Origin of the sequence: Brevundimonas sp. BAL450 (genome assembly GCF_015767455.1) — a bacterium.
In the GTDB taxonomy this organism is placed as follows: domain Bacteria; phylum Pseudomonadota; class Alphaproteobacteria; order Caulobacterales; family Caulobacteraceae; genus Brevundimonas; species Brevundimonas abyssalis.
Genome location: NZ_JADWOW010000052.1, coordinates 211,893 through 225,939, shown reverse-complemented (window position 1 = coordinate 225,939; position 14,047 = coordinate 211,893). Strand labels below are relative to the sequence as shown.

Genomic DNA, 14,047 nt, shown 5'->3' with positions numbered 1-14,047 from the left:
CAAGGGCGGGGCTGCTTTTCCTCGCGCCGAACGCGCCCGCCTTGCCTGAGCCTGAGGAAGACCCCGCCCATGCCGGTGTTCGAACGCTATCTTTCGATCTGGGTCGCGCTGGCGATCCTCGTCGGTCTGGTGCTCGGCCAGGTCGCGCCGGCGTTCGTCGGATATCTCGCAGGACTGCAATACGGCTCGGTCAATTTCGTCGTCGCGGTCCTGATCTGGTTCATGGTCTATCCGATGATGACGGCGGTGGATTTCACCAGCCTCGCGCGGGTGCACCAACGGCCCAAGGGGATGATCATCACCCTGGTGGTGAACTGGCTGATCAAGCCCTTCACCATGGCCGCCCTCGGCGTGCTGTTCTTCGAGTGGGTCTTCGCTCCCTTCATCGAGCCGGGCACGGCGGGGCAGTACATCGCCGGCCTGATCCTGCTGGGCGCGGCGCCCTGCACGGCCATGGTCTTCGTCTGGTCCCAGATGACCCGGGGCGATCCGAACTACACCCTGGCCCAGGTGTCGCTGAACGACGCCATCATGGTCTTCGCCTATGCCCCGATCGTCGCCCTGCTGCTGGGCGTCACCGACATCATCGTGCCGTGGGAGACGCTGCTGCTGTCGGTGGGCCTGTATGTGGTGATCCCGCTGGCGGCGGGCGTCGTCACGCGGATGCTGATGACCCGCCACGCCGCCGGTCCCGCGCAGGCGGAGGCCGCGGTGAGCGCCTTCACAGCCCGGATCAAACCCTTGTCCATCCTGGGTTTGCTGGCGACCGTGGTGCTGCTGTTCGGCTTCCAGGGCGAGGTGATCCTGTCGCGGCCCCTCGTCATCGTGATGATCGCGATCCCGCTGCTGATCCAGTCCTACGGCATCTTCGCCGCGGCCTACTGGGCGGCCAGGGCCTGGCGCGTGCCCCACAAGATCGCCGCCCCCTGCGCCATGATCGGCACCTCGAACTTCTTCGAGCTCGCCGTCGCCGTGGCCATCGGCCTGTTCGGCCTCAACTCCATCGCGGCGCTGGTCACCGTGGTGGGGGTGCTGGTCGAGGTGCCGGTGATGCTGTCGCTGGTCTGGTTCGCCAACCGCACCGCCCACTGGTTCCCGGCCGAGGAGACCGCGATCCGCGCCCCCAGGCCCAGGGCGCGCGACTGAGACCGTGTCCGGATTTCGGACTCCGGACTCAGAAAAACAGGGTGCGAATTGTCCGAAATCAGTCTGAAACCGGCCCCGCACAAGGGCTGGATTTCGGACTCCGGCCTCCGGAAAAACAGGGTCTGAATCGTATCAAGAGTATCAAACCGGCCTGACCCGCCCGGGGCGGAGGGCTGGATTTCGGACTCCGGGGGCCGAAAAAAAACACCGTCTGAATTGTCTGAATTGTCTGAAATCGCCCTCCACGGCCTGATGCTCGCCGGGGCATTATAGGGGCGTGGGAGGCAGGGGGATGAAATCGTGCGGACGCCGCCGTGTTGACGGCCGGGCAGGCGCTTGCGCTGGAGATGGAGGGCCCAGGCCGGGTCCAGATCCAGATCGAACTGGGCCGCCGCCATGCGCGCGCTGGTCCGGTCCTCATGGAACAGGGCCTGCACCCGGGCGATGCGCGGATCCAGCGGCCGCGCGTGCACCCCGAATGGACGAAGGCCGGCCGCAGGTCGGCGTCCGTGGGCGGCTCCTGGCCATGGTCGATGGTCGTATCGTCCCGCATGGCCCCCTCGCCGCCGCCCTGACCCGATGTTCCACCCGCGCGCCGCCGGGGCAAGGGGACGGGACCTGACGGGGGGATGGGTTTCAGACTCCGGGGGGATCAAACAGTTAGTTTTTTTGAGCGCCCGCAAATCTTTGCGGCGCTATCGGAGTCAGCGCACCGAGCGCAGGCGTAGCCGCATTTTGAAAAGCTAGTCACAGCCTGTGGAAAAGAACTCAAGAACAAGCGTGCGACGCAGACAAATCGAATCATCGATCAACTCGCAAGATTCATTGCGAAGAAGATGGCGTGCGATTCAGTCTGTTGACTTGATTCGTCTTTTTCCCTAGCGAAATACCCCCTTGCGATCTGCCCTTAGTTGATTCAACATCTAGGGGTTCAATCCAAGGACACCACAACTTATGGACATCGTGGACCTACTCCAGAAATCGCTAGGTCTCCTTTTGATTCCCGTGGCGATAGCAGCTTGGTGGACCGGATTCCGCCTTCTAAAGGGCGATGACGCCACATTTGCGCAGATCAAAGCTACGTTCCCCCGATCTGTGGATATCTTGTTGGGGCGGGTGAATGAACATCCGGAGTCTCGCCCCGACGAGCCCACAAGCGATGGAGTCGTAAGCGTTCGGCGTCGTGGGAAAACCATTTGGATTCTCAACCGTAAGATGTCAGATGAGCAGTATGATCGGTTGACGCGCTGAAGTAGCCGGGGGGGCCATGCGCTACACGGGTTGGGTGCCCAACATCCTGGGCCATATGTCGTTCAGTATGATCGGCAAAGCCAACGGGACAGATGACCGCGATAAAAATCTCCTGAGCGCCCGCCGTTCGAGCGCTGGATTTTCACGGCTTATTGTGTGCCAGAGGGAGAGGAATCTCTCAGACAACCTGCTGTTTGCTCGCATGGATGGGTTAGTCTCGGATCTCGATCACTCTTTCCGATTTACCTTGACGGCCTACACCACCCGAGATTCAGACGATGATATGGGCGTCCTGACTGGTTGGGCTACCATGGCGCACTTGGATCAGCCGATCCCCTCGATTCCCACTCGTGAAGAGCTTCGCTTTGGCGGTAAACCTGTTCTCCGCTCGTATCAGCAGGCGCTCATCGAAGGTAGCAGGTTTGCCGTAGCATTTAGAATGCTCCGGTGTGGTCGCGTTAATTTTAGGATCACCCAACGCTTCAGAAGCCAAATTGTATTGATATCAGACGGAAAAAGAATTCGAAGGATAAATGGACTTCGGGCTCTCTCTGCGCAGTGATTCTATTTTATTCGAGATGTCAGCCACAATCACTATCACCACAGTAAGAATACGGACAACATTACATCCGTCTGGGAAGATCGGCATGGTCTTTCTCGAGGCCGGTGGGTTAGGGAAACGTTATACGAATTATACAAGCGTGTCCTTCTTCTAAGGTCCGTGAAGCATGCTAAAGCTCAAGAAAATGCTCTAGGAATACTGGCGTATGCCGACGCGTTTGAGAGAAATATTGCATCTAAGTTCAGGGGCCGATCAGGACACTCTTTTATCCCCGAATATGATGGCATAGACATAAGAAATTCTCTGAACGTCACTCTCGAAGCCAAGCGACGTCTGAGAATTCAACACAACGTAGCAGCAGCAGTTGTCCCAGCTGTAACCGTCGGTCTATTTGCTGCTGCGAATATTTTATACGGAAGTGCGCCGCAGGATTCTATAGTTGGCTTATCTATTGGGATCCTTAAGTCCAACATTGCTTATATAGGCGCCATGTGGATCGGAATGGTTTACTTTACACTCGCGGTAACTGGCATCATCCCGTCGCCAAGTCATCTTTGGCCCATAAAGCAAATTGCGCAGGTAGCGAGTGTGAAGGGGCGGAGAGGTTCTTCCGCTATTATGATATTAATCGCCGTTATCATTTCCGTGTATATATTTATTCTGATTAGGTAGGCTGGTAATTACGAGTAGTGGATATGTTAGTTTCTATTTATGGGCGTTTTAAAGCACGAAGTCTGCTGACAAGAGATGCATATTGATAGACTGCCTTAAGAAGTTCTTTGGCCAGCTCGATTGCTAGTTCAGCTTCGCTTTGGCCGATGTCATCATAAATTCTGGCTTCTATGTGCGCCGCATCGTTTCCCAAAAGCCTTAGTTCGTCTGCGGCTTCTAGGAGTTCCTGAGGAAGGACGATTGTTTGTGACAATGCGAGCAGCCGTTTTTTAAGGTCGCTTCCCTTTGCACCGCGGTCCGCGCAGAGTTCTTCGAGAAGCCTGCGAACCATCAATGTTGAAGCTCGATAGGCTCCATTTGAATGGCATTTAATCGCTTCTTCCAGAGACCGTAATATACTCTCGGGCAGCTCGGAGGAGTCAAAATCGATAGTCTCGGAAGGAAAGCTCGCGTAGAGTGTCTTCCTTTTTATAATGACAAAAACTAAACTTGAGCAGTCCGTGTTTGGGCACCGCCGTACCCCAGCAGACCAATCTACGCCAATTTTTCCGCCTCCAGGAACGCCACTCTGGTACTCAGAGGTTAGCCATTTTACATCATTGACCTTACTGAAACCTGGGAATACGCCGACATGGCGACAAAAAGGACAACGCAGACTTACGCCGTAGGCGGGTAGGCCCTCCGCATCCGGAGAAAGTCGATGGCTGATCATAGTCGTCTCCGGGCAAATCAAGTGGCCACCATCAGAACTTACTATCGATCAATTTTGAACCATAGATCGCAACTGTGGCGCGTTGGATTTCCATTTTGATTGCGGCGGTGACCACGTAAACGATCCGCTGGCCGCTCTTGGGACCCAACACGCCAAACCGCCGCTCACCCTCTCTCGTCGCCCCCCCCACATTGCTCCCCCCGCCCCGCCGCTGTATGGCGCCTCTGAACCAACCGGGGGTGATCCATGTCTGCTCAAGCCAATTCCATCGTCGAGGCGCGGTTCAGTCCGAAGCTGAAGGTGTATTTCTGGATCAGCGGGGCGTTGATCCTGATCGCGACGGTGGCGGGGATTCTGCTGTTGCCGTTCTGGGTGATCCTGGGGGGCTGGTGGGCCTCGCGGTATCACGCCTCGCTGTCGTGCCGGCTGACCGAGCGCAGCGTGGTGGTGGGCAAGGGGGTGTTCTTCAAGCAGGAGCTGACCATTCCCCTGGACAAGATCCAGGACATCTCCATCCGCGAGGGGCCGCTGCTGGGCGCCCTGGGGCTGCTGAGCCTGCGCATCGAGACGGCGGGGCAGCGCAGCGCGGCCACGGGCCAGTCCGAGGCGGACCTGATCGGGCTGATGGACGCGCGGCGGGTGCGCGACCAGATCCTGGAGCAGCGGGACCGGCTGGAAGAGCGGGGCTTTGCGGCGCCGGCGGCTGTGGCTGGGCCGGCGGCGGACGGGGCTGATGGGGAGCGGGCGGTGCTGGGGGAGATCCGGGATGCGCTGTTGCGGATCGAGGCGCGGTTGGGGGAGAAGGGTTGAGACCCTTAATCGAGCTGGATTGATCCGAAGATTCAATGATCCGTCACCCCCGGGCTTGTCCCGGGGGTCCACGGCGGATGCGGTTCCGGAACGCGCCCGGTCGAGCCGGCCGTTCAGTCCTTCTCAAGCTCGCGCCTGAGGCCGCAGTGGATCCCCGGGACAAGCCCGGGGATGACGGGGTTGTGGGAGCCGACCCTCACCCTGCGCGCGCCCCGGTCGCTTTCAGCGACCGGCCCCTCCACCGCTTCGCGGTCCCCCTCCCCTGCGACGCAGGGGAGGATTAAAAAAGGCCCCGGTGAGGGATCACCGGGGCCTTTTCTATTCAACGATCAGAAGGATCAGTCGCGACGGCGGCGGCCGCGGTCGCCGCCTCCGCGGTCGCCACCGCGATCGCCGTCACGCTTGGGACGGCCGCCGGTGTCGTCGGACAGGGGGGCTTCACCCCGTTCGGCGCGCTCGGCGTTGATCTTGTCGGTGATGTCCTCGCCGGTCTCCTGATCGACGACCTTCATCGACAGCTTGGTCTTGCCGCGATCGTCCATGCCCAGGAACTTGACCTTGACCTCTTGCCCCTCGGTGAGGACGTCGGCCGGGTTGGCGACGCGCTCCAGGGCGATCTGGCTGACGTGGACCAGGCCGTCCTTGGCGCCGAAGAAGTTCACGAAGGCGCCGAAGTCGACCAGCTTGACCACCTTGCCGGTGTAGATGGCGCCGGGCTCGGGCTCCGACGTGATGGACTGGATCCAGGCCTTGGCGGCGTCGATCTTGTCCTGCTCCGAGGCGGCGATCTTGACCGTGCCGTCGTCCTCGATGTTGATCTTGGCGCCGGTCTTCTCGACGATCTCGCGGATCACCTTGCCGCCCGTGCCGATCACTTCACGGATCTTGTCGACCGGGACCTTGATGGCCTCGATCTTGGGGGCGTAGGCGCCCAGCTCGCCGCGCGGGGCGTCCATGGCCTTGGCCATTTCCTGGAGGATGTGCAGACGACCGGCCGAAGCCTGGGTCAGGGCCTGCTTCATGATCTCCTCGGTGATGCCGGCGACCTTGATGTCCATCTGCAGGCTGGTGATGCCCACTTCGGTGCCCGCGACCTTGAAGTCCATGTCGCCCAGGTGGTCTTCGTCACCGAGGATGTCGGACAGGATGGCGAACTCGCCGGACGGCTCCAGGATCAGGCCCATGGCGATGCCCGAGACGGGACGGATCAGGGGCACGCCCGCGTCCATCAGCGCCAGGGAGCCGCCGCAGACGGTGGCCATGGAGGACGAGCCGTTGGACTCGGTGATCTCCGACACCAGACGGATGGTGTAGGGGAAGTCCTCGGCGGTCGGCAGCATGGGACGCAGGGCGCGCCATGCCAGCTTGCCGTGGCCGATTTCGCGACGGCCCGCGCCGCCCATGCGGCCGGTTTCACCCACCGAATAGGGGGGGAAGTTGTAGTGCAGGAGGAACTTCTCCTTGTAGGTGCCGGCCAGGGCGTCGACGTACTGTTCGTCCTCGCCGGTGCCCAGGGTGGCCACGACCATGGCCTGGGTCTCGCCGCGGGTGAACAGGGCCGAACCGTGGGTGCGCGGCAGGACGCCGACTTCCGAGACGATGGCGCGGACCTTGTCGAGGGCGCGGCCGTCGACGCGGTGGGCGTTCTCGATGATGTCGCGGCGCAGGACGTCGGCTTCACACTCCTTGAAGGCGGTGGAGAATTTGCCGGGCTCGACGCCGTCGGGGTTCTCGTCCGAGGCGACCAGGGCCTGGGCGGCCTTCTTCTTGGCGGTGTCGACGCCCGAGCGGCGGTCGTACTTGCCGGTGTGGGCGTAGGCGGCCTTGATGTCGTCGCCGACCAGCTTCTTGATGGAGGCGACCACGTCCGAGACGTCGTCGGCCTGGAAGTCGAAGGGCTCCTTGGCGGCGTGCTCGGCCAGCTCGATGATGGCGTCGATCACCGGCTGCATGCCGCGGTGGGCGAACATCAGGGCGTTGAGCATGATGTCTTCCGACAGCTCTTTCGCTTCGGATTCGACCATCATCAGGGCGTCCTGGGTGCCGGCGACGACCAGGTCCAGATCGGACGTGGGCAGCTGCTCCAGGGTCGGGTTGAGGACGTACTCGCCCTCGATGTAGCCGACGCGCGCGGCGCCGATGGGGCCCATGAAGGGCACGCCCGAGATGGTCAGGGCGGCGGAGGCGGCGACCATGCCGACGATGTCGGGGTCGTTCTCAAGGTCGTGCTGCAGCACGGTGATGACGACCTGGGTCTCGTTCTTGAAGCCCTTGACGAACAGGGGGCGGATCGGACGGTCGATGAGGCGCGAGACCAGGGTCTCCTTCTCGGTCGGCCGGCCTTCACGCTTGAAGTAGCCGCCCGGGATCTTGCCGGCGGCGAAGGTCTTTTCCTGGTAGTTCACGGTCAGGGGGAAGAAATCCAGGCCCGGCTTGGGGGCGCGGCCGTAGACCACGGTGGCCAGCACGACCGTCTCGCCATAGGTGGCCAGCACGGCGCCGTCGGCCTGGCGGGCGATGCGGCCCGTTTCCAGGGTCAGCGGGCGCCCGGCCCAGTCGATGGTCTTGCGTTTGATGTCGAACATTTTTTCTCTTTCGTGTCCCGCGGGCGAATTCCGGCGGGGGCGGAGCGTCAGGCTTTGTTTCAGTCCTTCGGTCCCGAAAACCCGGCCAGCGACGTCGCGGACCGGGCGGGTTGAGTGAGGACCGGCATGGCCCTCGCGTCATGGAGGCGTTCAGCCCCCGGCCGCCTTGCGGCGGATAAGAGAAAGGGCCCGCACGCGGGCCCTTCCGTCACCTGAACCCTAGCGGCGCAGGCCCAGCTTTTCGATGAGGGCGGCGTAGCGGCCTTCGTCGGTCTTCTTGAGGTGGTCCAGAAGGCCACGACGTTGCGACACCAGCTTGAGCAGGCCGCGACGGGAGTGGTTGTCCTTCTTGTGGGTCTTGAAGTGGTCGGTCAGGTTGGCGATGCGTTCCGTGAGGATCGCGACCTGGACCTCGGCCGAACCGGTGTCGCCCTCGCCGCGGGCGTTCTCGGAAATGACCTCGGCCTTGCGTTGCGCCGTAATCGACATCGTAGTCCCTTTCTTTGCCCTATCGCTCGGCCTGCGAGGCCTCGCTGCTTGAGGGCGTGGGGTGTCTTTCTGCGCCGCCGTGGCGGGGCTTCAGGACAGATTGAAAACGCGGTCGGGTTCGAGTCGACCGGCCCGCATCTGACAGAGGGCGACCAGGGTTCCGTCCTCGAACGCCGAAACGGTTCGCGAACCGGACTTGAGCCGGTCCTTGAGCGTTTCGACCTGTCGGGGAAGCAGAACGATCGGCCGTCCCTGCCGAAGCGAGAAGGCGTCCGATCCAGTCACGGCCAGGTCCGGGATGTCGTCCAGAGCGGTCGCGACCGGAAGTAGACCTTCCAGGGCGGCGCCCCTATACGCCAAATCCTCCAGCATTTCCAGCGTCACGGCGTTTTCCGCGGCAAACGGCCCCACCCGTTCGCGGCGCAGGGCCGAGACATGGCCCTCGGCGCCCAGCATGACCGCCAGATCGCGGGCCAGGGAGCGCACATAGACGCCCTTGCCGGTGCGGGCGGTGATCTCGACGTGGTCGGCGTCGGGGGCGTCGGAGACGGCGATCTCGTGGATGGTGACGGGGCGGGCCTTGAGCTCCACCTCGACGCCCTCGCGGGCCAGATCATAGGCCCGCTGGCCGTACACGCGGATGGCGGAGAAGATGGGCGGGACCTGCTGGATCTCGCCGGAGAAGGCGGGCAGGGCGGCCTTTACGGCCTCCACCGAGGGCCGCACGTCCGAGCGGGCCGTCACCGCGCCCTCGCGGTCCACGGAGGCGGTGGAGACGCCCCAGCGGATGGTGAAGCGATAGACCTTCTCCGCGTCCATCAGGAACGGCACGGTCTTGGTGGCTTCGCCGAGCGCAATGGGCAGGACGCCGGAGGCCAGCGGGTCCAGAGTGCCCGCATGGCCGGCCTTCTGGGCGTTGAACAGGCGGCGGATGCGGCTGACCGCCTCGGTGGAGCCCAGCTCGATCGGCTTGTCCAGATTGACCCAGCCGTGGACCGGATCGCCTCTCTTTTTCCGCGCCATCAGTCTCTGGGGCCTGCCGCGCCGTCGTCCTCATCGTCAGACGCTTCGATGTCCGCGCGGACCTTCGGGTCGGCGAACAGCTGCTCCATGTGGCTGGCGGCGTCGAAGCTCTCGTCGTGGCGGAAGCGCAGGTCGGGGGTGAACTTCATGTCGATGCGGCGGCCCAGCACGCCGCGCAGGAATTTGGCGTGGGTGTTGAGGGCGTCGATGATCTCGGTCACGTGGCCCGCCGTGGGGGCCGCGTCGACGCCGGCGCCGAGGGGTTCGACGAAGCAGGTGGCGTGCTTCAAGTCCGGCGACATGCGCACCTCGGTCACGGTGACCGAGACGCCGGTGAGCGCCGTGTCGTGGATGTCTTCCTCGCGCAGCACCTCGACCAGGGCGTGACGGATCAGCTCGCCCGCGCGCAGCTGGCGCTGGCTTGGTCCCTGGGGGGTGGCGTTGCGGGTGTGTTGCTTGCGGCCCATGAGCGCCTCCTTGACGCGCTTGCCGGGGATCGAACCCGGCGGGGGTAACGGGAGGGGGCGCGGTCTAGTCCCCTGAGGCCCTGATGTCCAGTTCCGAGGCCCGGCGGGCGGCGCCCATGACCTCGGCCGAAAAGAATGTCCGGGCGGGCCGGACGGACACGCCGCCTGCATTCAGCACCTCGGCGGACCAGTGATTGCACAGGCGCAGGACCGAGAAGGTCTCGTGGCTGGCCAGGAAGACCGCGTCGTCGCCGGGACGCCCCGCGGCGATGCGGGCGCGTCCGTTCTCCAGCGCCAGGGACGCCTCGATGCGGTCGGCCAGGGCGTCGAAGGCGCGGGGGGACAGGGTCAGGCTCTGGCGGCGGTCCTCGCCCCACGCCACGGCCGGGTCACGACGGTAGGGGTCCAGCATGACCACCGACGGGTTGCCGGGCCGCAGGAAGGCGCGGGCGCCGTCGGGCAGGCGGTGATGGATGGGGCGCTGGTCCACATAGAAGCGGGCGTCGCCCCAGCCCACCAGCACCCATTGGCCGGGCGGCAGGGCGCGCACCGCCTCGGCCAGGGGCCCGCCGCGCGCCTCGAGCCAAGCGCGGGGCAGGGCGATGTCGGTGTGAAAGCCGTTGTCGAGAATGTGGAGGACGGCCCCTTGCCCCGGCGCGGCGGGGGACAGGGTCGGGTCGCCCGGCCGGGTCCAGGTCAGGAGCGCGGCGATAAGGCCGATCAGGGCGGCGAGGGCGACGCCGCGCATGGCCTATTGCGGACGCGGGGCGCTGGAGGCGTCGCTGTCCGCCGGGGGAGCGTCGGTTCCGGCCCATTCGCCCCGGAATTCATAACGCAGCGGCGCGCAGTGCCGGAAGCGGCCGTCGGCCCAGCGGCCCACGGCGTGCAGGGTCAGGGCGCGGGGGCCGCGGATGCGGCTGGAGACGAACCAGGTTTCCTGGGACCCCGGGCACAGGGCGTTGGCCAGGGCGCGGCCGTCGCCCTCGGGCACGATGCGATAGACGGTGCGTTCGCCCGCGCCCTCGGGCAGGGCGTCGATGACGCCGCCGGGGCCGCCCCGCTCCAGGGCCGCCGAGCCGCGCCCGGCGGTGGAGAACAGTCGCCGGATGCTGATCCCGCCCAGGAAGCCGCGCTCCATCTCCAGCGTGATGCCTCGCGTCAGGCTGAGGGTCAGGGGATCGGCGGGGTCATAGGCGTAGAACAGGGTCTCGGCGCGCGCCGGAGCGGCGGCGGCGAGCAGGGCCAGGGCGGCGAGGGCGGCGACGCGTTTCATGGCTTTCAACATCCTCGACCCTTGTGGCGGGAACAGGACCATAGCCGCTCATCCCGGCAACCCGGGATGAGCGGCCTTGAAACCCTACTCCAGCGTGCGCTGGATGGCCTCGACGGTGAAGCACTCGATGAGGTCGCCTTCCTTGATGTCCTGGAAGCCCTGGAAGTGCATGCCGCACTCCTGGCCCGACGGGACTTCATTGACCTCGTCCTTGAAGCGCTTGAGCGTCGTGAGGGTGCCCAGCTCCAGCACCACCACGTCGTCGCGGATGATGCGGACCTTGGCGCCCTTGCGGACCACGCCTTCGGCCACCCGGCAGCCGGCGATCTTGCCGGTCTTGGAGATGTCGAACACCTGCAGCACCTTGGCGTTGCCAAGCCAGGTCTCGCGCTGGATCGGCGCGAGCATGCCGGACAGCACGCCCTTCAGGTCGTCGAGCAGGTCGTAGATGATCGCATAGTAGCGGATCTCCACGCCTTCCTTCTCGGCCAGGTCGCGGGCCTGTTTCGATGCACGGACATTGAAGCCGATGACCGGCGCGCCGGCCGACTTGGCCAGGGTCACGTCGCTCTCGGTGATGCCGCCTGCGCCGGCGTGGACGATGCGCGCACGCACCTCCTCGTTGCCCATCTTCTCCAGCGAGCCGACGATGGCCTCGGCCGAGCCCTGCACGTCCGCCTTGATGAGGACGGGCAGCTCGGAGACCTTCTTGTCCTGAAGCTTGGACATCATGTCGGCCAGGGAGACGGCGGCCGGAACGGTGGCCTTCTCGCGCTTCTTGCGGGAGCGGAACTCGGTGATCTCGCGGGCGCGGGCCTCGCTCTCGACCACGGCGAAGGGCTCGCCGGGATCCGGCGCCTCGTCCAGGCCGAGGATCTCGACCGGGGTGGAGGGGCCGGCCTCGGCCAGCTGTTCGTTGCGCTCGTTGAGCAGGGCGCGGACCTTGCCCCAGGCGGAGCCGGCCACGACGATGTCGCCGCGACGCAGGGTGCCGCGCTTGACCAGAACCGTGCCCACGGGGCCGCGGCCCTTGTCCAGCTTGGCCTCGATGACCACGCCTTCGGAGCGGTGCTCGGGGTCGGCCTTCAGGTCCATCAGTTCGGCCTGAAGCAGGACGGCGTCCATCAGGCCGTCCAGATTGGTGCGGTTCTTGGCGGAGATCTCCACCACCTGGGTGTCGCCGCCCAGGCTTTCGGCCACGATCTCGTGCTGCAGCAGCTCGTTGACCACCTTCTGCGCATTGGCGTCGGGCTTGTCGATCTTGTTGACCGCCACGATGATCGGCGAGCCGGCCGCCCTGGCGTGGCTGATGGCCTCCGCCGTCTGGGGCATGACGCCGTCGTCGGCGGCCACCACCAGGATGACGATGTCGGTGACATTGGCGCCGCGGGCCCGCATGGCCGAGAAGGCGGCGTGGCCCGGGGTGTCCAGGAAGGTGACGCGCTGGTCGTCCTTCAGGCGGACCTGATAGGCGCCGATGTGCTGGGTGATGCCGCCGGCCTCGCCGCCCGCCACGTCGGTGGTGCGCAGGGCGTCCAGCAGGCTGGTCTTGCCGTGGTCGACGTGGCCCATGATGGCCACCACCGGCGCGCGGGGCGTGGTGGCGTCCTTGTCGGCTTCGTCGGACAGGAAGCCCGTCTCCACGTCGGAGTCCGAAACCCGGCGCACGGCCATGCCGAACTCGTCGGCCACCAGCTCGGCGGTGTCGGAATCGATCACGTCGGTGATCTTCATCATCAGACCCTGACGCATCAGGAATTTGATGATGTCGACGCCGCGCACGGCCATCCGGTTGGACAGCTCCTGCACGGTGATGATGTCGGGGATGACCACTTCGCGCGGACGATTGGGGGCATCGGTGGAGCCGCCCTTGCGCTTTTCCTTCTCGCGTTCGCGAGCCCGGCGGACCGAGGCCAGCGAGCGGATGCGCTCGGCCGCGTCCTCATCGCCTCCGGCCAGGGCCTGGATGGTCAGGCGGCCTTCGCGACGCTTGGGCTCGCCCTTGCCGCGCGACACCGGCTTGGTGTCGCGGCGATCCCGGTCGTCCTCACGGGCGCGGCCGAAACCGGCGCCGGGGGCGCGGCTGGGCCGGGCCACTTCGGGCGTGGCGGGGGGCTGGTTCGGGGCGCCGCGCGCGGCGGGGGCGCCACGGCCCTCGGAGCGGTTTGCGCCGGGCGCCGGCCTGGGCGCCAGGGCGGAATAGCGGACGGTCTTGGTCGGCGCCGAGGACGGCGCGGCGGACGCGGGGGCGTCCGGGCGGCCGCTCATGGCGGCTTCGCGCGCGGACTGGCCGCCGAAGGCCGGCGGCTGGGGCCGTTCGCGCGGTGCGTCCTTGCGGGGCGCGCGCTGGCCGAAATTCACCTTGGGCGCGCGCTTGGGCGGCGCCGACAGGTCGGGCTTGGGCGCGGCCGGGGCGGCGGCGGGAGCCGGGGTCGGAGCCGGAGCCGCTTCGGTCTTCGCTTCAGCCTTGGGCGCGGCAGGCGCGGGCACGGCCTTCGCTTCGACCGGAGGGGCCTCGGCGGCCTTGGGCGCGGGCGCCTCGACCGGCTTGGCGATGGGCGCTTCGGCGGCGGCTTTCGCCGCGGCCTCGGCGTCCTTGCGGGCGGCGGCGTCGCGGGCGGCCTTCTCCTGCTCGGCGCGGGCCTGGGCCTCACGCTCGGCGCGTTCACGATTGGCCAGCTCGATGGCGCGGCGACGGGCCTCCATCTCCTCGGCGGACAGACCGCCGGGGCCCTCGGCGCGGGGCGCGGAAGGCGGCGCCGACGGCGCGGCGGGCGCGGGCCGGTTGCGGGCCACGTCGAAGCCCTGCGGACGCTGGACGCCCGGCGAGGCGCCCACACGGCGCTTGGTCTCGACGACCACGGTCTTGGACCGGCCGTGGCTGAAGCTCTGCTTCACCGTGCCGGTGGACACGGAGCCCGCCTGGCGCGGCCGCAGGCTCAGCGGCGCGCGCGGTCCCGTCGTGGAGGGGGTTCCGCCTTGCGGCTTGCCGTCGGTCTTGTTGTCGTTCTCGTCGCTCATCCGGTCGCTTTTACTCGCGGCGGTCACCCGCCCATT

At 65.6% G+C, this 14,047-nt stretch carries 12 protein-coding genes; 4 read left to right on the top strand and 8 right to left on the bottom strand.

What is annotated here, in order from left to right; translation table 11 throughout:
- The first annotated feature begins 69 nt into the window (after positions 1-69).
- The 3 genes from arsB (at position 70) to IWC96_RS10100 (ending at position 2,959) form a co-directional block, all read left to right on the top strand.
- On the top strand, positions 70-1,146 hold the full coding sequence (gene arsB / locus IWC96_RS10110; RefSeq protein ID WP_021697793.1) for an ACR3 family arsenite efflux transporter: 1,077 nt from the start codon (positions 70-72) through the stop codon (positions 1,144-1,146).
- Positions 1,147-1,460: 314 nt separating this feature from the next.
- Positions 1,461-1,721, top strand: coding sequence for a hypothetical protein (locus tag IWC96_RS10105; protein WP_045319150.1), 261 nt, complete (start codon positions 1,461-1,463; stop codon positions 1,719-1,721).
- A 692-nt stretch (positions 1,722-2,413) separates the two neighbouring features.
- A complete protein-coding gene (locus IWC96_RS10100; protein ID WP_196838848.1) occupies positions 2,414-2,959 on the top strand; it encodes a hypothetical protein in 546 nt (181 codons plus the stop codon).
- A 709-nt stretch (positions 2,960-3,668) separates the two neighbouring features.
- Here IWC96_RS10100 and IWC96_RS10095 read toward each other — a convergent pair.
- Entirely contained in the window at positions 3,669-4,343 is a 675-nt protein-coding gene (locus IWC96_RS10095) for a DUF4145 domain-containing protein (protein ID WP_081703481.1), read from the bottom strand.
- A gap of 246 nt (positions 4,344-4,589) precedes the next feature.
- On the opposite strand from IWC96_RS10095, the gene IWC96_RS10090 reads away from it, so the two are divergent.
- Positions 4,590-5,153: a PH domain-containing protein gene (locus IWC96_RS10090; RefSeq protein ID WP_196838847.1), complete on the top strand. Its 564-nt coding sequence runs from the start codon at positions 4,590-4,592 to the stop codon at positions 5,151-5,153.
- A 338-nt stretch (positions 5,154-5,491) separates the two neighbouring features.
- Here the strand turns inward: IWC96_RS10090 and pnp are convergent, their stop codons facing one another.
- From pnp to infB, 7 genes are all read right to left on the bottom strand, one after another.
- Positions 5,492-7,738, bottom strand: coding sequence for a polyribonucleotide nucleotidyltransferase (pnp, locus tag IWC96_RS10085; protein WP_196838846.1), 2,247 nt, complete (start codon positions 7,736-7,738; stop codon positions 5,492-5,494).
- A gap of 219 nt (positions 7,739-7,957) precedes the next feature.
- Entirely contained in the window at positions 7,958-8,227 is a 270-nt protein-coding gene (gene rpsO, locus IWC96_RS10080; RefSeq protein WP_196838845.1) for a 30S ribosomal protein S15, read from the bottom strand.
- 90 nt (positions 8,228-8,317) lie between these two features.
- Positions 8,318-9,250, bottom strand: coding sequence for a tRNA pseudouridine(55) synthase TruB (truB, locus tag IWC96_RS10075; RefSeq protein ID WP_196838844.1), 933 nt, complete (start codon positions 9,248-9,250; stop codon positions 8,318-8,320).
- Entirely contained in the window at positions 9,250-9,717 is a 468-nt protein-coding gene (rbfA, locus tag IWC96_RS10070; RefSeq protein ID WP_196838843.1) for a 30S ribosome-binding factor RbfA, read from the bottom strand. The genes truB and rbfA overlap by 1 nt, the downstream gene beginning before the upstream one ends.
- A gap of 64 nt (positions 9,718-9,781) precedes the next feature.
- Positions 9,782-10,465 carry a DUF2459 domain-containing protein gene (locus tag IWC96_RS10065; RefSeq protein ID WP_196838842.1) on the bottom strand — a complete coding sequence of 228 codons (684 nt, stop codon included), beginning with the start codon at positions 10,463-10,465 and terminating at the stop codon, positions 9,782-9,784.
- A 3-nt stretch (positions 10,466-10,468) separates the two neighbouring features.
- Entirely contained in the window at positions 10,469-10,990 is a 522-nt protein-coding gene (locus IWC96_RS10060) for a hypothetical protein (protein WP_196838841.1), read from the bottom strand.
- Positions 10,991-11,074: 84 nt separating this feature from the next.
- Complete coding sequence (gene infB, locus IWC96_RS10055) at positions 11,075-14,011, bottom strand: translation initiation factor IF-2 (protein ID WP_196838840.1); 2,937 nt, start codon at positions 14,009-14,011, stop codon at positions 11,075-11,077.
- Positions 14,012-14,047 lie beyond the last annotated feature (36 nt).